General features: G+C 36.7%; 24 protein-coding genes. 20 read left to right on the plus strand and 4 right to left on the minus strand.

The window, feature by feature from the left end:
- The first annotated feature begins 43 nt into the window (after positions 1 to 43).
- The 6 genes from AB1422_05845 to AB1422_05870 all read left to right on the plus strand — a co-directional run bounded on the left by AB1422_05845 (position 44) and on the right by AB1422_05870 (position 4,188).
- Positions 44 to 193: a hypothetical protein gene (locus tag AB1422_05845; protein ID MEW6618854.1), complete on the plus strand. Its 150-nt coding sequence runs from the start codon at positions 44 to 46 to the stop codon at positions 191 to 193.
- A gap of 20 nt (positions 194 to 213) precedes the next feature.
- Complete coding sequence (gene rsxC, locus AB1422_05850; protein ID MEW6618855.1) at positions 214 to 1,521, plus strand: electron transport complex subunit RsxC; 1,308 nt, start codon at positions 214 to 216, stop codon at positions 1,519 to 1,521.
- 23 nt (positions 1,522 to 1,544) lie between these two features.
- Positions 1,545 to 2,387: a HepT-like ribonuclease domain-containing protein gene (locus AB1422_05855; protein ID MEW6618856.1), complete on the plus strand. Its 843-nt coding sequence runs from the start codon at positions 1,545 to 1,547 to the stop codon at positions 2,385 to 2,387.
- Between the two features lie 5 nt (positions 2,388 to 2,392).
- Positions 2,393 to 3,340 carry an RnfABCDGE type electron transport complex subunit D gene (locus AB1422_05860; GenBank protein ID MEW6618857.1) on the plus strand — a complete coding sequence of 316 codons (948 nt, stop codon included), beginning with the start codon at positions 2,393 to 2,395 and terminating at the stop codon, positions 3,338 to 3,340.
- Positions 3,337 to 3,897, plus strand: coding sequence for an RnfABCDGE type electron transport complex subunit G (locus AB1422_05865; protein ID MEW6618858.1), 561 nt, complete (start codon positions 3,337 to 3,339; stop codon positions 3,895 to 3,897). Before AB1422_05860 ends, AB1422_05865 begins: the two co-directional genes overlap by 4 nt.
- Positions 3,898 to 4,044: 147 nt before the next feature.
- Positions 4,045 to 4,188, plus strand: coding sequence for a hypothetical protein (locus AB1422_05870; GenBank protein ID MEW6618859.1), 144 nt, complete (start codon positions 4,045 to 4,047; stop codon positions 4,186 to 4,188).
- Between the two features lie 234 nt (positions 4,189 to 4,422).
- Here AB1422_05870 and AB1422_05875 read toward each other — a convergent pair whose 3' ends face one another.
- Positions 4,423 to 4,707, minus strand: a complete 285-nt coding sequence (locus AB1422_05875; protein ID MEW6618860.1) for a hypothetical protein — start codon at positions 4,705 to 4,707, stop codon at positions 4,423 to 4,425.
- A gap of 123 nt (positions 4,708 to 4,830) precedes the next feature.
- Here AB1422_05875 and AB1422_05880 point away from each other — a divergent pair, with 123 nt between their 5' ends.
- From AB1422_05880 to AB1422_05945, 14 genes are all read left to right on the plus strand, one after another.
- Positions 4,831 to 5,820, plus strand: a complete 990-nt coding sequence (locus AB1422_05880; protein ID MEW6618861.1) for an SDR family oxidoreductase — start codon at positions 4,831 to 4,833, stop codon at positions 5,818 to 5,820.
- Positions 5,817 to 6,941, plus strand: a complete 1,125-nt coding sequence (locus tag AB1422_05885; GenBank protein ID MEW6618862.1) for a DegT/DnrJ/EryC1/StrS family aminotransferase — start codon at positions 5,817 to 5,819, stop codon at positions 6,939 to 6,941. Before AB1422_05880 ends, AB1422_05885 begins: the two co-directional genes overlap by 4 nt.
- Positions 6,941 to 8,047, plus strand: a complete 1,107-nt coding sequence (locus AB1422_05890; GenBank protein ID MEW6618863.1) for a DegT/DnrJ/EryC1/StrS family aminotransferase — start codon at positions 6,941 to 6,943, stop codon at positions 8,045 to 8,047. Before AB1422_05885 ends, AB1422_05890 begins: the two co-directional genes overlap by 1 nt.
- Before the next feature lie 2 nt (positions 8,048 to 8,049).
- Positions 8,050 to 8,865 carry a transketolase gene (locus AB1422_05895; protein MEW6618864.1) on the plus strand — a complete coding sequence of 272 codons (816 nt, stop codon included), beginning with the start codon at positions 8,050 to 8,052 and terminating at the stop codon, positions 8,863 to 8,865.
- A gap of 2 nt (positions 8,866 to 8,867) precedes the next feature.
- Complete coding sequence (locus AB1422_05900; protein MEW6618865.1) at positions 8,868 to 9,350, plus strand: transketolase; 483 nt, start codon at positions 8,868 to 8,870, stop codon at positions 9,348 to 9,350.
- Between the two features lie 23 nt (positions 9,351 to 9,373).
- Complete coding sequence (locus AB1422_05905; GenBank protein MEW6618866.1) at positions 9,374 to 10,906, plus strand: PfkB family carbohydrate kinase; 1,533 nt, start codon at positions 9,374 to 9,376, stop codon at positions 10,904 to 10,906.
- Positions 10,907 to 10,922: 16 nt separating this feature from the next.
- On the plus strand, positions 10,923 to 11,480 hold the full coding sequence (locus AB1422_05910) for an SIS domain-containing protein (GenBank protein ID MEW6618867.1): 558 nt from the start codon (positions 10,923 to 10,925) through the stop codon (positions 11,478 to 11,480).
- Positions 11,480 to 12,466, plus strand: coding sequence for a hypothetical protein (locus tag AB1422_05915; GenBank protein ID MEW6618868.1), 987 nt, complete (start codon positions 11,480 to 11,482; stop codon positions 12,464 to 12,466). The genes AB1422_05910 and AB1422_05915 overlap by 1 nt, the downstream gene beginning before the upstream one ends.
- Entirely contained in the window at positions 12,459 to 13,274 is an 816-nt protein-coding gene (locus AB1422_05920; protein MEW6618869.1) for a glycosyltransferase family 2 protein, read from the plus strand. The genes AB1422_05915 and AB1422_05920 overlap by 8 nt, the downstream gene beginning before the upstream one ends.
- Before the next feature lie 469 nt (positions 13,275 to 13,743).
- Positions 13,744 to 14,847, plus strand: a complete 1,104-nt coding sequence (locus tag AB1422_05925; GenBank protein MEW6618870.1) for a radical SAM protein — start codon at positions 13,744 to 13,746, stop codon at positions 14,845 to 14,847.
- A 7-nt stretch (positions 14,848 to 14,854) separates the two neighbouring features.
- On the plus strand, positions 14,855 to 15,556 hold the full coding sequence (locus AB1422_05930; protein MEW6618871.1) for a hypothetical protein: 702 nt from the start codon (positions 14,855 to 14,857) through the stop codon (positions 15,554 to 15,556).
- Between the two features lie 21 nt (positions 15,557 to 15,577).
- Positions 15,578 to 16,087, plus strand: a complete 510-nt coding sequence (locus AB1422_05935; GenBank protein MEW6618872.1) for a hypothetical protein — start codon at positions 15,578 to 15,580, stop codon at positions 16,085 to 16,087.
- A gap of 6 nt (positions 16,088 to 16,093) precedes the next feature.
- The gene (locus AB1422_05940) at positions 16,094 to 16,621 is read left to right on the plus strand and encodes a hypothetical protein (GenBank protein ID MEW6618873.1); all 528 of its coding nucleotides are present in this window, start codon (positions 16,094 to 16,096) and stop codon (positions 16,619 to 16,621) included.
- A gap of 30 nt (positions 16,622 to 16,651) precedes the next feature.
- Positions 16,652 to 18,352 (plus strand): glycosyltransferase family 39 protein, encoded by a 1,701-nt coding sequence (locus AB1422_05945; protein MEW6618874.1) that lies wholly within the window; start codon positions 16,652 to 16,654, stop codon positions 18,350 to 18,352.
- Positions 18,353 to 18,662: 310 nt separating this feature from the next.
- Here the strand turns inward: AB1422_05945 and AB1422_05950 are convergent, their stop codons facing one another.
- The 3 genes from AB1422_05950 to AB1422_05960 form a co-directional block, all read right to left on the minus strand.
- Entirely contained in the window at positions 18,663 to 18,962 is a 300-nt protein-coding gene (locus AB1422_05950) for a hypothetical protein (protein MEW6618875.1), read from the minus strand.
- Between the two features lie 213 nt (positions 18,963 to 19,175).
- Positions 19,176 to 20,279: a radical SAM/SPASM domain-containing protein gene (locus AB1422_05955; GenBank protein MEW6618876.1), complete on the minus strand. Its 1,104-nt coding sequence runs from the start codon at positions 20,277 to 20,279 to the stop codon at positions 19,176 to 19,178.
- A gap of 7 nt (positions 20,280 to 20,286) precedes the next feature.
- On the minus strand, positions 20,287 to 21,303 hold the full coding sequence (locus tag AB1422_05960) for a glycosyltransferase family 2 protein (GenBank protein MEW6618877.1): 1,017 nt from the start codon (positions 21,301 to 21,303) through the stop codon (positions 20,287 to 20,289).
- Positions 21,304 to 21,787: the final 484 nt, after the last annotated feature.

Below are 21,787 nucleotides of genomic sequence, written 5' to 3' on the forward strand. Positions count from 1 at the left end.
TATTATTAAAAAAATTGAAATTAATAGAAACTAATAGAAATTTATGGAAATTTGTTGTTTTCCACAATCAATTTCTACCTATTTCTATAAATTTCAATCTATTTCTATTATCTTATCTCCATATCCCTCTTATCTCCTTATCCCCTTTCTTACACTTTTGATATATAGCCTGAACGGTTACCTACATTATTGATATTGAATGGTAGGAATATAATGGATGTATTAACATTTAAAGGCGGGATTCATCCCAGAGATGAAAAAGTCTGGACACAAGATAAAGTTATCCGTGAGATGTCATTGCCGGGTAAAGTGGTTATTCCTCTAAGACAACATATTGGTGCCCCTTGTGAACTATGTGTAGCAAAAGGAGATGAGGTTAAAACAGGCCAGGTAATCGGCAAGAGTCCAGGTTATGTCTGTGCTAATGTGCATGCGACTATTTCTGGTAAAGTAATTGAGATAGGTCAGATGCCACATCCTGTTCTTGGTAGTTGTTTGGCTATTACCATTGAATCTGATAATGAAAATAAATGGGTAGAATTAGAATCTCACCGTGATTGGGAAAGATTTCCGAAAGAAAAATTACGCGGCATAATCAAAGAGGCAGGTATTGTTGGTTTAGGGGGTGCTGGATTCCCAACCCATGTAAAATTATCTCCACCAGAAGATAAACCTATTGATACGATTATATTGAATGGTGCTGAATGTGAACCATATCTTACTGCAGACCAACGAATTATGATAGAAAGGGCTAAAGATATAACCGTAGGGTTGAAAATTATTATGAAGGTATTAGAGGCTAAAAAGGCACTTATTGCTATTGAAATAAATAAACCTTCTGTCCTATCATTAATGGCAAAAGCGACTAAAGAGGAAAAAAATATCAAGGTAATTCCACTTCAAACAAAATATCCACAGGGTGGAGAAAAACAACTTATTAAGGCGGTATTATCTCGTGAGGTGCCATCAGGGGGGCTTCCTTTAGATGTGGGTGTCGTTGTGCAAAATGCCGCCACAACATTAGCCATTATGGAAGCAGTTATTTTAGGCAAACCGCTCATAGATAGAATAGTCACAGTCACGGGGTTAGCTATCAAAGAACCACAAAATCTACGAGTAAGGATTGGCACTTTATTCCAAAATGTCATAGATGCCTGTGGTGGTTTTGATAAAGAGCCAGGAAAAATAATTATGGGTGGGCCAATGATGGGACTATCTCAAAAAAATACTGAAGTGCCAGTGATAAAAACTACCTCTGGAATCTTAGTTTTGCCTAAAAAAGAAACCAGAATATCATCTCACCGCGACTGTATTAGATGTGGTCGATGTATTGAAGTCTGCCCAATGCGATTGATGCCTAATATGCTTAGTATCCTGGTTGAACGAGGAAGATTTAATGAGGCTAAAGATTATCACCTGTTAGATTGTATAGAATGTGGTTGCTGTGGGTATGTATGTCCGTCTAATCGCTCATTAGTGCATTTTATTAAATTAGGTAAGTTTAAGATAAGTAAGAAGTAATTTACAATGAAAAGGTAGAAAAAATGGATAATAAAATTAAAACTCTTAAAAGATATTTTAATGGAAAGGAGGAAGTATTACTTGCATTTATCTTTGGCTCAAGGGCTAAAAAAACTCAAAATGTATCCTCTGACTGGGATATTGCGGTCTATTTTAATCCTTATCAAGACGCAGAGATAGAAACAAAAAATGATTATCCCTTAGAAAATAAGATTTGGGCAGATATAGAAAGAGTTTTATGCTCTGATAATGTTGATTTATTGATTTTAAATAGGGCAAAACCATCTCTTGTCTTCTCTATATTAAATTCTGGAATTCCACTTGTCATAAAAAATAGAAATCTTTATTTAAAACTTTTAATTAAAACCCATTATGAAGCGGTTGATTTCTGGAATTTTACAAAGGAGTTTTTTGAAATAGGGCAAAGGGCAAAATCGTTATCTGAAGAAGATAAATCTCTTTTAAGAGAACATATTAGATTTTTAGAAAACGAATTTGAGGATTTAGAAGAACTTACAAAATTAACTCAAAATGAATATATTCAAGATAGAAATAAAAGAAGAAATATAGAAAGATGGGTTGAGAATCTGGTGATGTCAGCAATAGACATTTCAAAGATAATTTTAGCCTCTGAAAAAAGTAATATTCCACAAACTTATAAAGAGGTTTTATTATGGCTTGGTCTGAAATTTATGGATGAGGAGATAGCCAATAGATTTTCTGAATTCGCTTATTTAAGAAATATTGTTGTGCATGAATACTTGGATATTAAATGGGAACGAATAAAAGGCTTTATTAAAGATGCCAGACAGATTTTACCCGTTTTTATTGATGAAGTGAAAAATAGATGGTTATTGGGGGAATAAATACTATGGATAAATTAGTCGTTTCAAATTCGCCTCATATTAAAAATATAGAATCTGTTCCGAGGATAATGTGGGGGGTGAATTTTGCTCTATTCCCGGCAATTGTAGGGGCAGTATATTTCTTTGGGATTTATGCCTTATGGGTAATTTTATCCTCAGTCATAAGTGCGGTCATCACTGAAGCAATAATACAAAAATTCCTGTTAAAAAAACCTGTGACTATTTCAGATGGCAGTGCGGTGACAACGGGAATTTTGCTGGCATTTAGCATTCCGCCTGCTGTGCCACTCTGGTTACCTGCTGTTGGCTCTTTTGTGGCGATTGCTATTGCCAAGCAATGCTTTGGTGGGTTAGGCTGGAATATATTTAACCCAGCAATGATTGGTCGGGCATTTTTATTAATCTCCTGGCCCGTAGAAATGACTACCTGGACTTCACCCGTAGATAGTGTTACCGGTGCATCTCCTCTTGGCATTTTAAAAGAAGAAGGATTTGAAAAGGTAGTAGAATTCTTTGGCGATAGATGGACAATGTATGCAGACCTGTTTACTGGGAACATTCGAGGTTCATTAGGTGAAACATCCTGTTTGCTTTTAATCCTCGGAGCGATTTACCTGCTCTATAAAGGTTATATCTCCTGGCAGATTCCCATTAGTTTTCTTGGCACAGTATTTTTACTAAGCTGGATAACTGGCGGTGACCCTTTATTTGCTATCTTATCTGGGGGCTGTATTTTAGGGGCGTTTTTTATTGCCACGGATATGGTTACTTCACCAGTAACAAAAACAGGACAATTAATCTTTGGTGCAGGAATTGGCGTTTTAATTGTCTTAATTCGCGCTAAATCTGGCTATCCAGAAGGTGTTTGCTATGCAGTTTTATTAATGAATACCCTCACGCCTTTAATCGATAGATATATTAAAACTAAACCGTATGGAGTTGTTAAGAAATGATTAAGAATATCTTTAAAATTGGCATTAATTTGATGATTATCAGTTTAATTGGTGCAGTTATTTTAGCCATTACGGATGCGGTAACTAAACCTAAAATTAAAGAGGTAGAAGAAATGGCTAAATTAAAAGCCCGTCAAACTGTTTTACCACAGGCACTTGAATTCAAAGAATTTAAAACGAAAAAAGGGTTCTTTAGAGGATTTGATTGCGAAGACAAATTAGTTGGATATGTTATTTCCTGTCTGGCTGAAGGCTATAGTGGTGGATTCTGGATTATGGCAGGTGTAAATAAGGAATTCAAAATTGTGGAAATAAATATATTAACTCACAAAGAAACTCCAGGACTGGGTAATAAAATCGAAGAGGCAGAATTCCGTAATCAATACAAATCTAAAGGCATAGAAAACTTAGAGGTAGTTAAAGTGCCAACTAAAGATAAGATTCAAGCAATTACTGGAGCGACTATTTCCTCTAAAGCCGTAACCGAAGCAGTGAAAAAGGGATTAGAGGAATTAGAAAAAAATGTAACTATTCAGCGACTGATTAACACGGATTAGCACGGATAAATACAAAGGTCAGAAGACAGATAAGAAAGGGGAAAACGGGGAAACGGAGAAAGGGAGAAACGGAGAAGGAGAGGAGACACGAGGCACTATACCTGAATTTTCAGCCATCAGCCTTCAGCCTGATTACGGACACGGAAAATGGATACGATTTACGAATTTTCCGTGTTTCATCCGTGTTCAGCCGCGGCTGAACAGTTACCAATATACGAGCGGCTAAGTTTTCGTGATAGTGGAAGATATAAAGGGATGAGTCCACATCAGGCTATGAATCCTGATATATAGCAGTTATTAGTCAAAACTTTACTCAGAGTGGATAAGTAAAAAAAATCCCAAATCCCAAGCACCAAATCTCAAATAAACACCAAATTCCACATACCAAAAAGCGAATTAGAGATTAGTGAATTAGAGATTAGATTTTACTAATTCGCTAATTCGTTTAATTCACTAATTCACTAAATAGAATTTGTGATTTGGAATTTCATAGCCATATCTATGTCAAATTTCGATTAATAAGTGCTATACGGATAGGATGGGTTGATTGGCTAATGATAGATTGGGTAGAGGATTATAATAGTTTGTCACCGTCTCTAAATAGGCTAAAAATGTCAAACGACAGAAAAGGGGTAGAAAAATGGGGTAAAATGGCAAAATCCCCTTGAAAAATCTATAAACTAACCATAAGTCCCAAATTGTGAACGCTCCCCATAATTCTATCTGCACAGGTCGCAAATTTTTGTTGACATTTATCTTCCTATCATGTATAATACTAATAATGGCAAAGATGGAAATCTTTATTTCCATCGATTGTAGTAGTTGACAGGAACACAGAAACATAATAAAACATAGAAAATAGACCGAAGTGAATCTTTTAACAAACTAAGTGAGAGAGAGGTTAGATATTCATCATAAAGGAATAATCACCAAATGAGGAATATATTAATTACCGGAGGAGCAGGTTATGTAGGAGCTGTTTTGGTCCCTAAACTGCTTGAGAAAGGGTATGGAGTAAAGGTTATTGACCTGTATATCTATGGGGAAGATGTCTTAGATAGCGTCAAAGACCATCCAAACCTTGTTCAGATAAAAGGGGATATTAGAGAGAGAGGGCTTCTTGAAAGAGAGATTGTAGGCTACAGCGACATAATCCACCTTGCCTGTATATCTAATGATCCAAGCTATGAGCTGAATCCCGAGCTTGGCAAATCAATAAATTATGATGCCTTTGTCCAATTGGTAGATGTAGCAAAGGGAAATAGGGTAAAGCGGTTTATCTATGCTTCAAGCTCCAGTGTATATGGGATCAAGGAGGAACAAGAAGTAACAGAGGACCTTCCCCTGGAACCTTTGACGGATTATTCCAAATACAAAGCTAAATGCGAGGAGGTTTTATTAAAGGCTGCTGCTGCTGATTTTGTAGTAACGGTTATCAGACCTTCGACCGTATGTGGTTACTCACCTCGAATGAGGCTCGACCTTACAGTTAATATCTTAACCAACTACGCTATTAACAAAGGAGAGATTACTGTTTTTGGGGGAGAGCAGATGCGTCCCAACATCCACATTGAAGATATGGTAGACCTTTATGTCTATCTATTGGAACTGCCTGCTGAAAAAATAGACAAAAAAATCTACAATGCCGGATATGAAAACTACAAGGTTAAAGATATTGCAGAAATGGTCAGGGAGGTGATTGGGAAACAGGTGATAATTAAGACTATCCCAAGTGATGATATGAGGTCATATCATGTCTCTTCAAAAAGAATCAAGGAAGAAATATGCTTTGTTCCTAAACATACAGTTAAAGAAGCAATCCTTGATTTAAAGAGGGCTTTTGAAGAGGGTAAGATTCCGAATTCTATGACAGATATACGGTATTACAATATTAAAGCCATGCAGGCATTGAATCTTAAATGAAGACAGATGTAAAAGTGCCCTATGTAAATATTGTTGCTCAACATAAGCCAATTAAAGACGAGCTCTTAAGCGCTATAGATAAAGTAATTAATCATGGCCAGTTTATCTTTGGCGATGAAGTTGTTGAGTTTGAACAGCGGTTTGCTGAGTTGTGTGATGTGCAGTACGCCATAGGTGTTAATTCTGGCACCGATGCACTTATTTTAGCCCTCAGGGCTTTGGGGATAGGACAAGGCGATGAAGTAATCACTCCTCCAAACTCTTTTGTTAGCACTTCCAGTTGTATCGCACTTCTTGGCGCACGACCTATTTTTGTAGATGTAGGAGATGATTACAACATAGACCCCGCTTTAATCAAGGAAGCTATCACACCCTGTACGCGGGCTATAATCCCGGTACATCTCACTGGTCGGCCGGCAGATATGGATGCAATTAGGAAAGTGGCGGCAAAACATAACCTGTATGTGATTGAAGACTGTGCCCAGGCAATAACAGCAGAGTATAAAGGCCGACGGGTTGGTTCAATGGGTAGCGTGGGGTGTTTTAGTCTTCACCCATTAAAAACTTTGAATGCTTGTGGCGACGGTGGTATGTTAACCACCAACGACAAAAAGCTATATGAAAAACTCAAAATTATGCGCAATCTTGGCCTGAAAAATCGCAATGAGTGTGTAATATGGAGTGGGAACTCTCGATTAGATACCTTGCAAGCAGCTATTCTACTGGTTAAGCTGAAGTATCTGGATGAATGGACAGAAAAGCGGCGGGCCAATGCCGCTTTTTACCAACAAAGACTGAATAGTATTCCCCAGATGCGAATACCAATAGATAAAATATATGAGAAGGCAGTTTATCACACCTTTGTTATTCAATGTGAGCGTCGTAATGAGCTGCAGGAATATTTAGCCGTGCAAGGAATAGAAACGGCCATTCATTATCCGATTCCTATCCATCTCCAAAAAGCAGCTTCAGAACTTGGTTATCAGGAAGGCAGTTTTCCGGTAGCCGAAGAGCAAGCAAAGAGAATTCTTAGTTTGCCGATTTATCCAGAACTCACGAGCAATGAGCTGGAATATATTGTAAAATGTTTATCTAATTTTTATCAAAGGAAGGGGAAATAATGCAAGTACCGTTTTCTTACCTTGACCGTCAATTTGCCGATATTGATCTATATCTTAATGATGTTAGGGAGCTGGTAAAAAGTGGTGATTTTACATTGGGCAGACAGCTTCTTGAATTTGAGAAGCGTTTTGGGGAAATAACAGGTATCCCTCATGCCATAGGGGTAGCCAGTGGTACGGATGCACTCATTCTTTCTTTAAAAGTTCTTGGTGTTGGGCCGGGGGACGAGGTTATTACTACTCCAATGACTTTTATCGCCACAGTAGGTGCAATCGTAATGGCAGGAGCCAAGCCTGTATTTGTGGATAGTGAAGATGGGTTTGTCATTGACCCGGCAAAGATTGAGGCAGCAATTACACTCCAAACTAAAGCAATTCTTCCGGTACACTATACTGGAAATGTACCAGATATGCCTGCGATTGCCGAAATTGCCAGGCGACATAATCTAATAGTAGTAGAGGATGCTTGTCAGGCTATTTTAGCAGAGTTGGATGAAAAACCGGTGGGTTCATGGGGTCAGACAGCCGCTTTTAGCTTACATCCCCTTAAGAACCTGAATGTCTGGGGCGATGGTGGAATGATCGTTACCCGCTCGGCAGACCTGGCGGAAAAACTGCGATTGCTTCGTAATCACGGACTTACCAATAGAGATGAAGTCGCTATTTTTGGAGGCAATTCCCGCCTGGATACATTACAGGCAGTCATCGGTAACAGACTGATTAAGGAGGTAGAATTTATTACCGAACAACGTATTACTAATGCCAAACGGTATGATGAGTCCTTTTCGCAAATGAGTGAGTTCATCCATATTCCCAAACGACGGCCTGGGGTGAAACATGTTTTCCACCTTTATATGATATGCGCCAAATACCGCGACGAACTGCTGACCTATCTGTGCGAAAATGGGGTTGAAGCTAAGATTCATTATCCCATTCCCGTACATTTACAGAAAGCAGCTCGATATTTAGGGTACAAAGAGGGTGATTTCCCAGTGTGTGAAGAAGATTGCCGGAATATTATTACCTTACCTGCCCATCAACACTTAACAGAATTGGAAATAGATTATACCATCGATATGGTTCATAGGTTTTATAAAAGGAAGTAATCATGCTGGAAAATAAAGGGATTTTTTTAAGAGAGAAGGCTGACTATATTAGAAAGGACATTGTAAGGATTTGCGTGCCGAACGGTGCAGGGCATATTGCACCGTCACTGTCATGTGTGGATATATTGGTGGCTTTATATTACGGGGCACTCTCTTATGACGATAATAACCCGTTCTGGGATGAGCGAGATAGATTGGTTTTTTCAAAAGCTCATGGGTGTTATGCCCTTTATTCTATTTTGGCGGATAAAGGTATAATTCCTGGGGAAGAATGGGAAAACTTTTATAAAGAAGGAAGAAGTAGTTTGTCCGGATGTGTTGAGAGAGAAATAAAATATGGGCTTGAAGCAGGCTGTGGTTCCCTTGGTCATGGATTGCCTATAGCTACAGGCATAGCCTTTGGCGCAAAATTACAGACCAAAATTTATCATACATTTTGTCTAGTTGGGGACGGTGAATTGCAAGAAGGAACTACCTGGGAAGCATTACAGTTTGCCGTAAAGCATGAATTAGGTAATTTAATAATCGTGGTTGATCGTAATCACCTTCAGGCCATGGACTTTATTGTTAACATACTTGACAGAACTGATGAAGATATTATTAAAAGATTAAAAGGGTTTGGAGTGGATATTGAGATTTGTCTAGGGCACGATGTGGTCAGGCTTTTTCATCTTTTTCAAGAATTAAAATCAAAAGTTAGTAATGTTCCAAAGGTGGTTATTGCTGAGACAATTAAAGGGTTTGGTTTGAAATGGATGGAGAATGTACCCAGATTTCATTTCTGTGTTCCTACTGAGGAAGAACTGAAGGAAGGATAGTGATGGTCAATTACCGCAAAGATATTATAAATGCTGCTATCCCCTATTTCCATGAGGATGAACGATATTATCTTCTGGTGGAAGATATGGGGTTTGGGGCAATTGATTTACTCAAGAAAGAATTTCCTTCAAGGGTAATAAATTGTGGTATAATGGAACAGAGTACGGTTGGTATTGCTGCGGGGATGAGTATGTCCGGTTTAATACCTATTGTATATTCAATAGTAAACTTTTTAGTTTTTAGAGCACTTGAGCAAATCAGGAACGATGTTATCCTGCAAAATCTTAATGTAAAATTTGTCGGTACTGGATGCAATAATTATTTTAAATTTCTCGGGCCTTCACATTGTTGTGGAAGTGATGATATTACCTTAATGGACTTAATTGGCCTGAAGGTATATGATCCTTATGCTGAAACAAAATCTTTTTCTGAGGTTGTTGAGGAATGGATATGTAGTACCAGCCCGGGATATATACGGGTTTGAAAAAAATAAAGGGGATGCGAAGAATGAAAGATAAGAAGATCCCTTCAAAGATCTTAGATCTTAAGACGATAGCCGGACTCTGTGCTAAGGCTAAAAAAGAAGGCAAAAAGGTCGTTTACTGCCATGGGTGTTTTGATCTGATGCACATTGGGCACATTAAATATCTCCAGGCAGCCAGGAAGAGAGGTGATGTTTTAGTGGTGACCATCACCCCAGATCGTTATGTAACCAGGGGTCCTGGCCGCCCGGTTTTTACCGAAATTCACCGTTTGGAGTCGATTGCTGCTCTTGACTGTGTTGATTATGTGGCTCTTAATCAATGGCCTACCGCAGTGGAGTCAATTCATCTCCTCAAACCGAATTTTTATATCAAAGGTAGCGATTTTGGTTCGGTAGAAGGTGACCCAACCGGTCGCCTGGTTAAGGAAGAAGAAGCCGTTAAATCTATTAATGGGGAATTAGTTTTCACCAATGAAGAGGTATTCTCTTCAAGCAAGCTTCTCAAAGATTATTTTGGTGTCCTGCCTAAGGAGTTGGAGAAATTTTTGGTGGGTTTTACTCAGAGGTTTAACACTAATGATATCATTGGGGTCTTTGATAGCATAAAGGATTTGCGTGTTCTGGTGATAGGAGAACCTATCATAGATGAATACAATTTCTGTAGTCTCCTCCAACGGGCATCCAAAGCCCCAACGGTGGCCACAAGATGGGCTTCTTCGGAAACATACGCGGGCGGGTCACTGGCTGTGGCTAATCATCTGGCAGGACTTGTCAAGGAGGTGGGGCTTATCGGACTACTTGGCAGGAAAGACTCACGGGAGGAATTCATTCGGGCGAATCTGCAACCAAATATTCAGTTTTTTCCATGCTTTCGTGATGATAGCTCAACAATAATAAAAACCCGCTTCCTTGAAGAGGCATTTAAACAGAAAATGTTTGAGGTATGCTATTTTAATGATTATCCTATCAATGGTAAAACAGAAGAGGAGACCATCAGTCTACTAAAAAAACTACTTACTAACTACGATCTTGTAATCTCGGCAGACTTTGGCCATGGTTTTATAACCAGAGAAATCATTAATCTGCTGTGTAAAGAAGCTCCCTATCTGGTAGTCATGGCCCAGTCGAACAGTGCCAATCTTGGATTTAACCCGGTGACCAAATATCATCGGGCAGACTATATTGTGGTAGATCATGTGGAGATAAGATTGGCCTGTCATGAGCAGCATTCTGATCTTGAGCCGCTGGTAAGGAATATATCCAAACGACTTAAATGTCCCCGGATTAATGTAACCCTTGGTCATGAGGGAACTCTTTATTACCATAGTAATACTTTTTATCGGGTACCGGTTGCCTCCTGGAAAGTGGTTGATACCATTGGTGCTGGGGATGCGGTTCTGGCAGTGACATCCCCTTTAACTTACTTAAATCTGGATGCGCAGGTAGTAGCATTTATTGGTAATTGTGCCGGCGCATTGGCTGTTCAGTACCTTGGGAATAAGGAGAGGATTAACCCGGCTCATCTGAGAAAGTTGATTGAGACATTGATGAAATAGAAGGAAGCAGGAAGCTATGAGACCATGGCTGAAAAACTATATTGAAGACCATATAAAGATAATTCAAGCGCTTGACCAAGAAAGAACGGCCAATCTCATTGAACTGGTTAAGGAAACCCGTGATTTGGAGAGGCAAATTTTTGTAATAGGTAACGGTGGAAGTGCCGCCTGTAGTTCCCATCTGGCAGTTGACTTAGGAAAGGGTGCTTCTCTAAATAAGAAGAGGCGTTTCAGGATCTTTTCACCGGTTGACCATATCCCCTGGTTAACGGCTTTAGGCAATGATCTGAGTTATGATGATATATTCTCGGAGCAAATTGAGAATTTTGCTCAGGAAGGAGACCTACTTCTGGCAATTAGCGTCAGTGGTAGCTCTCCAAATCTTGTCAAAGCAGTTGAGCGGGCAAAGCACCTTAAACTTAAAACAGCAGCTTTAGTGGGGGATAAGAATGGGAAGCTAATCAATATGGTAGATCTGGTGATTGTCATTCCGTCTAAACACTATGGCCATGTTGAAGATATACAAACTGCTATCTGCCACATGATCAGTTATTATTTTATAGAGAGAGAATAATGAAGGGACTTGATAAGTTTGATCGGTCATCTTTACATATTTTGCCTATTTCGGAACGCCAATCCGACTTAAGTATTAAAGATTTCTCTAATAAGGTCGAAATACCATATCACCATTCTGATTTGAATATATTAGCTGGTAAAATAGTTAAAGCCTATGAGGATAAGAGACAAACCATCCTTATGATGGGAGCTCATGTAATTCGTTCAGGGGTATCAAGATATATAATTGAGCTTATGGATAAAGGGGTGATAACTCATATTGCCATGAATGGGGCCGGTCCTATTCATGAATATGAGTTAGTGAGGTTTGGCTGGACAACAGAATCTGTCGCTTATTATATAAAAAAAGGGCAGTTTGGACTGTGGAAAGAGATAGGAGAGCTAAATGAGGTAATTAATACGGCTTATAAAAAGGGGATTGGTTTTGGAGAGGCAGTAGGGAGATTTCTTGAGGAAAGCAACTGGCCACATAAAGATATAAGTATTTTAGCCGCAGGATACAGACTTAAGATTCCTGTAACAGTTCATGTAGGTATAGGATATGATATATTGCATGAGCATCCCAACTGTGATGGGGCAGCCATTGGAGCTACTTCATACAAAGATTTTTTGAGATTTGCCATGAGTGTTCAAGAGCTTGAAAAAGGGGTGGTTATGTGTTTTGGCACCGCAGTCATGGGTCCAGAGGTGTTCCTCAAGGCCCTTTCTATGGCCAGAAATATTGCTCATCAAAGAGGAGAAAAGATATCCTCCTTTACAACCGCAGTATTTGATCTGATAGATATAGAGGGGGACTATCATAAGGAACCCTCTAACTCCAGTCCAATGTATTACTATAGACCATGGAAGTCACTCCTTGTTCGGACTGTTTCAGAGGAAGGACAAAGCTTCTATTTTAAAGGAGACCACAGGGCAACCATCCCTGCCCTATATCACTTAATTATGGAAGGAATTGCTCCTCAAAAGGAGAAAACTTATGAATGAAGATGACAATAAAAGACTGGTTGTTTCTGTTATCATGCCAGCCCTTAATGAAGAGAAGAATATTCTGGCGGCGATTAATAACATACTAAAAGCTCTGGAAGATTTTAATATTAATGGTGAAGTTATTGCTGTTAATGACGGGAGTACCGATGCTACAGAAGAGATGGTGCGCGATATTATGAATAAAGATAATCGGGTCAGGATGTTGAGGCATGAAAAACCTCAAGGCATAGGGACATCATTCTGGGACGGGGTGGATAATGCTAAGGGAGATATAGTTATTATGCTTCCTGGGGACAATGAGAACGACCCCTGGGAGATTTTGCGTTATTACGAGCTGCTTGACCATGTAGATATGATTATCCCCTTTATTTTCAATAAAGAAGCGAGGTCATTATTTCGAAATGTGCTCTCTTTTATTTATCGTTTTATTATTAATACCACCTTTCTTGTCTATTTTAATTACACCAATGGCACGGTTCTTTATCGAAAATCCATTCTAAAAGAACTGGAGTATAGAAGTCACAGTTTCTTCTTTCAAACCGATATTTTAATAAGGTTAGTAAAGAGGGGGTATCTTTTTGCTGAAGTTCCCTACAGGCTTGGTTTAAGAAAAGAAGGAGTATCCAAAGCCATTACCTTTCCTTCTTTATTACAGGTTACAAAGGGCTATTTTCAGCTCCTGAACGATATTTATTTTAAGAAGAAGAATAAGGCTTGTTTTTCGGATGATTCTCAAACAGCACTCAGGCGACAAAAAGCAGATGAGTTAGGGTTCTGCAAAATAGGATTTGGGGGAGACAACTGAGAGTTAGACCTGAAATTAGAGATAAAAAATCAAATATCAAATAGCAAAATGCAAAATTACAAATCAAATTTCAAAAAGGACTGTAACTATTCAGCCACTGATTGACACGGATTAGCACGGATAAATACAGAGGTTAGAAGATAGAGGTCAGAGGACAGAGGAGAAAGGGAGAAACGGAGAAGGAGAGGAGACACGAGGCACTATACCTGAATTTGCCTTCAACCTTGAGCCTAATTACGGACACGGATACCGGACACAGATTCACGAATTTTCCGTGTTTCATCCGTGTTTATCTGTGGCTGAACAGTTCAGATAATTTTACATTTTGATATGTAATTTTTATATTTGCTTTTTGCATTTTGATCTTTGGAGGAAATTGATAAAAATAGAGGTTTTAAATACCCGCTTAAAAATTACAGTTTCCTAATTTTGCAGAACTCTAAGCAGATGAGTAATAAAGGACTTTTTGATGAGTGAACTAATCCTTGATGGCCACAAATTGGCTTGGCATAAAGAAAGAGTGAATGCCTGGTTAAAAGGAGAAAGGATTGCACCTATCACTATTGATTGTGCTTTGACCAGACGATGCACTTATAGATGTGTCTATTGTTACGGTCAACTCCAGGCTAACGATGAAAAAAGGATGACACAGGATGTAATATTTAGATTCTTAGATGATGCGGCTGAGATTGGTGTAAAAGCCATAAGTTTTGTCAGTGATGGAGAAAGCACCTGCTCTCCCTATTTAACCCAGGCAATTATAAGGGGTAAAAAAAATGGTCTGGATATGGCCCTGGGAACAAATGGCTATTTATTAAAGGATGAAAAATTAGAGGAAATTCTGCCCTGTTTGACTTATCTTAGATTCAATATTTCTGCAGCCAGCCCTTCCCGCTACGCTCAAATAATGGGCTGCAAAGAAAAATGTTTCCATAAAGTATACCATACTATAAAAGAGTGTATCAGAATAAAAAAAGAAAAAAACCTCCATGTAACTATAGGATTACAAATGGTCTTGCTACCTCAATTTTCCGACCAGGTTATTCCCTTTGCCAACATTGGTAAAGAATTAGGAGTTGATTACTCAGTTATTAAGCATTGCAGTGATGATGAGGAGGGAAGTTTAGGGGTGGATTACGATAAATACCTTAATTTGGTTGATATTCTAAAGCAGGCAGAAAGCTGCTCAACTGAAGGATACTTAGTCAAGGCAAAATGGTCTAAGATTTTAAGTAAAGGAAAGCGTAAATATTCCCAATGTTATGGTCCACCGTTTATTACCCAGTTTTCCGGTTCTGGGCTGGTTGCCCCTTGTGGGATGTTGTTTAACAGGAAGTATAAAAGATTTCATATCGGTAATATTGCCAATACATCTTTTAAAGAAATCTGGCAAAGCGAGCGTTATTGGGAGGTCATGAATCTTATTGCTTCAAGTAAGTTTGATGCCAAAACGATGTGCGGTACTTTATGTCTTCAGCATAAGGTAAATGAGTTTCTCTGGGATTTAAAACAAGGAAAGACTTCCCTTAAAGAAGGAATGGGTGAGACTCCAATGCATATAAATTTCATTTAATTCTACTATGTCTATTATTATAGCCGCTAAGTGCGCACCTCAAAAAGAAATACTCTATAATATTGAGAGAGCAGGTCTGAAAGCAGTAGAGTTATATCTATCAGAAGAGATACTGAATGATTTGGATAAAACTATACAACTATGCAGAAATTTTTCTTTCATATATGCTTTTCATGCACCAACAGAGGGATGCAAACTGGATAAGCTGGCAGAATTGGTCAAGGCTATTGGTGGGAAGATAGTTGTGTTTCATAACATCTATTGGGAAGAGGAGTGGAAGAAGATAGTAAGAACTTTTAGAGATGTTGAGGCTAATCTGTGCATGGAGAATACCTATAGTGTGCATGAGCCGGTAAAATTTATGCAAAGATATGGGGTGGGTAGATGCTTGGACCTGGAGCATTTACAGATGGAATGTGCGGGGGTCTACGAGGAAGTGTTTATTCCTGTTATAAAACAGGCTTCTCATATCCATTTAACCGGTTATACTTATGGCTCACAACTATGGCATACTCATATCCATTATTCACAGGAGCATAATTTGTATATGTTGGATTTGTTGAAGAAAGCAGGTTATTCGGGTCTTCTTGTCTCTGAAGCCAGAGAATCACTTCAGACTTATGAAGAGTTTAAGAAATTAAATAATTTTTTTAAAATATGGGAATCTCGTGACAAACATGAAGTTGGGAATTGGGATTCCCGATTCTAATTAAGAAAAGGTCGATATCTTATGAAGGTATTATTTTGGGGTTCAACTATTTTTTGTCTGGCTTTCTTTTTACATCTAATCGTCTGGAAGATACATTTACCCAAAAGACAAACAAAAGCTTTATTGGAAATATTTTTTGGTACTTTAATTATAAGTATTCTTACTTTATGGAATAGTGCATCATTTGGAATATTTGTTGTGGAAAGTTTTTTAGAATATTTTCATATTTGCCTGTTTTTTATTTCTTTCACACTAGCTTATATAATTACTTATTCAGGGATAGAGGCGGATAGTCCTTCGCTGGTAATAATAAGAAAAGTTGCCGAGGCTGGTTCAGAGGGGTTAGATCAAAAAGAGTTTGATCGAATGATGAGAGACGACCTTTTGATAAAACCAAGAATAAAAGACCTTCTTAGTGATAAAATGGTCTATATGGAAGGGGATAAGTATAAATTGAGGTCAAAAGGTGCTTTGATGGCACGCATATTTATTTTCTATCGCCAGCTGTTAAATGCTCCCAAAGGTGGTTAATCGCATATGTCTTACCATGCTATGCAAGTTCTGGATCCGGTTATCGGGTTGATGGTAAATGTTCTGGTCCAGATACTTGGCAGTCGTTTTGTTCCTGGATTGGGGATGTTAAAATCTGTTGTTTTAGGGTTCATCACCGGGGGGCTCAGTGTAATCCTGACTGAATTATATTTGTTGGTGGGCAGTGGAATGCCCATAGGTGATGCCCTGGGCAACATGGTCACTAACCTGATAATTTATGCTTGCCTGGGATATTGTTATTTTCATTTTATAAACCTGGGGGAAACAGCCCGCAGGATTAGAATATTAAGAGAATTGTACGATTCTAAAGAAGGTCTTTCTATGGATGAGATTCTAAAACGATATAATGCCAGAGATATAGTTAAGATAAGAATTAACAGGCTGGTTAATAATGGTCAGATAATATTCAAAAATAACAGATATTACATTGGCAAGCCAATTATGTTGTTAATGGCAAAGATTATAATCAGAATGAAGTTAATGGTTCTTGGTAAAGAAAGTGAGTTTGATTGATTTTAACTTACATTAACCAGGAGGCAAAGAATGATATTAGGAAATAAATTCATGAGAAAGGTTATAGAATACAAATTTCTAATTTTTATTCTTATTATAGGAAGTTTTTTACTTTTTTTTAATTTAGGCACTAATAGGTATCTTAATGGGGATTCAGCAAATGAGGGATTATTGGCAAAAAGTATATGTTCCTGTGGACTCCCAAATCATTGGGATGGAAAGAATATATTCGCTGATGCATATGGTAATGAGTTTAAACGAGTGGGAAATTATTATATTTTGTCTCACCATCCTTGGTTACATTTATATGTAATTGCTGCTTCATATCTACTTTTGGGGAGAACTGCATTTTCAACACTTTTCCCCGGGGCATTGGTTGCACTTTTTACTATATTTTTATCTTACTTTTTTGCTATTAAAATATCAAGGGATAAAGAGATTGCTATCATAACAACTCTATTATTACTCTTATCTGTTCAATTCTTGCTATTTGGAAGAGGGGATAGGTATTATGCGTTAATAGCACTTTTTACACTTTTAATGTTATATTTTTATTTAAAGTTTTTAGAAGATAAAAAAGGAAGTATGATTGGATTTGGAATTTCTGCTATATTGTTCTTTCACAGTAATTATGTACCTTTCATAGCAGTAATGGGGGGAATAATGACACATTTCTTTTTATTTGAATTTAAGAAAGAAAGATTAAAATCAATTTTACTTTCATTACTTACTATATCCCTTTTTACTACCCCATGGATTTTATTTTTTCATCCTTCTTCAAGTGTAATACAAAGTTGGAGTAGTCTTGGGGCATATAATTCAATAAAAGAGTTTTTATTTGTATTTACACATACTTTATTAAAAATAAATAATCATCTCTTTCCTTTCCTATTATTTGTATTAGTTCCCTTTATTATGATAAAAAGAACGGGGCATAAATTAGTTGTTAATAATCGATATATTCTTATATTGTTAGTAATATGTTTCATATTATTAACTTTTTTATTACATGATGTAGGACGTAGTTTTAATAGCATGATTCCTTTATTTTGTTTATTATCTGCAAGTATTTATAAATTTATTAAAGGGAAAAATAGAATAATTGCATATGTATTCTTAATCCTATTATTATTTACAAATATTATAAATGTTACACCTACTATATTATTCAAGAGTTGTATTTCTACAAACAACTTTGCCAATATTATATCCTTTATCATTCATGGAGATAAAGAAAAAGTGTTAGAAAAATTAAAAGAAAGGGATGCAGAAAAGAAGATTGAAGAATATGCAAAGATAAAATTCCTAATTTGTGATTTTCTATATGAAATTACTCATGATTATGATAACGCTATAGAGGGCATAATTAAATACTTGCAAAAATATGGGAAGAAAGATGAGACTGTAATGATTCGGTGTGTAGAAGGATTAGCAAGTAATATCATATTTTATACAGGGATGAAGGTTATCTATAAAGTTAGTGATAACGAGGTTCTTTTCCCACCTACAGAGGATTTCTTAAAACTAAATCAAATGCCTCCTCGGGGAATAGATTGGTATATAAAAATACCATCTGAACCTCTAGACTATATGCCTGAAGGTAAATATGAGAAAATAATTATTGATTATCCAGAGACAGTGTTTGATAATTATCCATTCTTACCAAGTCATCAATTTAAAACATTAAATGATGGACCCAAAGTAGTTATTTATCACAAGATGAACGACTAATACTTTAAAAGTATTATTGAGATAAGAGCAATAGTATTAAGAGTCTATCCGAAAAGTTGGAAGGCAAAACTTATTCTTGGCATTTTCCCTCAACAAGTTGAGTCATCCGTTGGTTTTTTTCGGAGAGGTTCTAAAAGCAAGTCTCTTGGATAAAAATGAAGGAGCAAGGGGAAAAGACCTTGTTCCTTCATGAAGAATGAGGAATAATTGTTATCTTTATGATGCATAACTTAAGTAAAATTAAGAGACAAATTAATTTATCCACTCACATTCTTTTAAAAAAATATGTAGGAATTTTATTGTATTAAAATTAGCCACCTTTTTTGTCTCTTCTTAAAAGCCTTCTATATTTGATAAATATCTTGGAAATTAAAATGCCTTTTGGGGTAAGTCTATATCTCGTTTTGTCTTTATATGCCAGACCGCTATTGATAAGATCTTTTATTCTGGGTATTACCAAAATTTCATCATTCATCTTCTGCTCAAATAGACCTTTATCAAGCCCTTTGGGCTCTGTTTCGGCAATACTCATTATCATCACAAGCGAAGGACTGTCTGCTTCAATTGCAGGGTAGGTAACTATATAGGCAAAGGCTAAGGAAATATACATAAAAGAAAGTTGAATATATTCATAAAATCTAGCAGGGGGCCCCTATGCCAAACAGCAAGATAAACGCTTTAAATAAATATATACCTACAATAAGATTAATAAAAAATATTAACAATAAAGTTTCAGCTTGCCTTTTTGGCAGATGTATTTTCCAAATAAAAAAATGTATCATAAAGGCACACATAAATAGTAATATCCCATAAAATAACACACTCATCTTTTGACTGCCTGTCTGGTTTTCATCACAAATAAGCGAAACCATTCGCGGATAATCATAGGATAAAACTTTGGGCTATATAATAGATTCAGGGCTGTTACATTCTCCCATGTACAATAGCATTTTTTGTTTTGGCTTATATTTTCTATTACTGTTCTGTTTCTTTGGGAAAACAAAATTTGCTTTATATCGTAATTGGCCTGCCTTAGATTTCCTAATTTATGCCCTAAGATTTCGCAGGGATAAACATCGCCATTCTCATAGATAACTAATAATTTTCTTCCTGCTTGACAAGGAACGGTTTGTTTCTTATCTACATAATTATCTACCACTATCTTATTAACAACCATCTCAAGCGCTTCTTTAAGGGCTAAAGAAGAAAATGGGCTGATATTGTTATCTACTTGATATTTAAAATTTCTGTAAAAATCGCGGTATCTTATATAATCGATGACCTTCTCTTCTTTATCTTTAACATCGCCGCGTATAAAGGCCAAGGAAGGTTTAACACTACCTATATTGTTTTGTATAAATCTTATAGTATCCGCAAATGAATCAATTGTTGAATGGCTGAAGATGGTGCTTGTTATTAAATTCAGATTTTTAAATTTGTCTTTCAGTTTCTTTAATCCATCTATAGTCTCAAGGATTTTATCAAAACCGCCTTTTACGCCTCGAAAACGGTCATGTCCATCCTTTATACCGTCTATAGAAATACAGACAATTACGCCTAAATCTTTAAATTTGTCTAAAACATTCCCAACTGTATCAACAACTTTTTTAGTCAGAAAGGCGTTAGTATGAAAAGAGATATACTGAATCCTGTTATTCTTATAAAATACAGAGACAATCTCTGCTAAATCATCTCTTAAAAACGGCTCTCCGCCACTAATTACTAAAACTTTTATATGTCCAAAATTTTTTGAAATCTTTTCGATTTCATCAAGGCTCAGTTCTTCTTTTAAGCTAGCTTCTTGCTGTCTTTGATAATTAAAACAGTGGGGGCACGATGCGTTGCATTTTGAAGTAGGATAAAATATCACATAGAACGGCAATCTATTAAATAAAAATTTAAATTCTTTTAAAAAAGTAGGCGCCATATTTTTCTTATACCCTGTAATCCTTCTGCCTCAAAACAAAATATATATATATTGCCTTAAGTATCCCCAATAACCTGGGCAGCATAATAGTAAAATCGGCAACTGCCCTTTTCATCGCAAAAAAGATACCTTTTTCTTTCAATAGGAAAAATAGAAATTTATAGATATTAATTATATATATAAGCAGAAGTATTATGAATAGAATTAAGGCAAGCCTTGCCTTAAAAAATAGCAAAAAGAAATTTATACCCATCAACGATATTATTATTATGCTGAGTTTGTCCTGTAAGGGGACAGAATTGCTGTGTAACTTCATAAAATCCTTGTTTTTAGCCTGAAACGAAAGGATAGAAAAATTGATTGTTCTTCTGTATATCTTCTTTAATGCTGGCAATATATTCCCAAATCCGTGTTCAACAAATATATCTGGATAATAAAATATCTTATATCTAGCCAGAAGGCGTATTCCGAGTTCGTGTTCCTCTCCGCCAGAAAACTTATATCCTTCATTAAATCCTTTAAAATAATTAAATACTTCTTTTCTAATCCCAAGGCAGCCTGTCTCAAGGTTTGCCGCCTCAATGCGTCTTTTGTCCTTAAACAAACCCGCAAAATTATACGTATACTTTAATAAAAAAAATTCCGAAGAAAATGTTGAAATTGGTGACTTTCTATCCCACCTGCCCTGAATAATATAGGCGTCCGTATCTTCTTCAAAATGTCTCAGAAATTTTTCTAAAGTATCTTTTTTTAGAATTACATCAGCGTCAAAAAAGAAAATAATATCTCCTTTTGCCTCTTTGATTCCAAAATTCCTTGCTGCAGCAACACCGGATTTTTCTATTCTAAGATATCTGCACGCAAACTCTTGCACAACCCCAGCAGTATTATCTGTGCTGCCGTCATCCACAATTATAACTTCAAAAGGAACTTTTATGTTGCTTGAAAAAATGGAATCAAGGCAACGGCCTATAGTTTTTTCTCCATTATAAACAGGGATTACAATAGATATCTTAGATAGCATAGCAATTTATTAGAGATTGGGAATTATATTTTAAGATTGAGTGTTTTGGGTATTTTTGGGTATTATATCCATTTGTACTCATTGTGAGGATATTTTACCACAAATTTTATCCTTTGTCAACAAAAATTTTTAACTGATCACCAAAAAGATCAAAAATTAGGTAAATTAGGTTCAAAAATAAGTTTGATGAGACAAAAACGAGAAAGTTTCATTTTAGCCATCAGATTTTGGACACACTTATCCTACGGAAGGTCCTTGGAAGATCATAAAAGAAAGGACTAAAAAGTAGGTGAGAATTATGAAGGGTATCATCTTCCATGCCAGGAACCATTATAAAACCATTTCTTAGCCTCTGGCATATAGCACTTATTAATCGAAATTTGACATAGATATGGCTATGAAATTCCAAATCACAAATTCCAAATTCCATTTAGTGAATTAGTGAATTAAGCGAATTAGCGAATTAGTAAAATCTAATCTCTAA

The organism is bacterium (assembly GCA_040757115.1).
Classification (GTDB): Bacteria; UBA9089; CG2-30-40-21; order CG2-30-40-21; family SBAY01; genus JBFLXS01.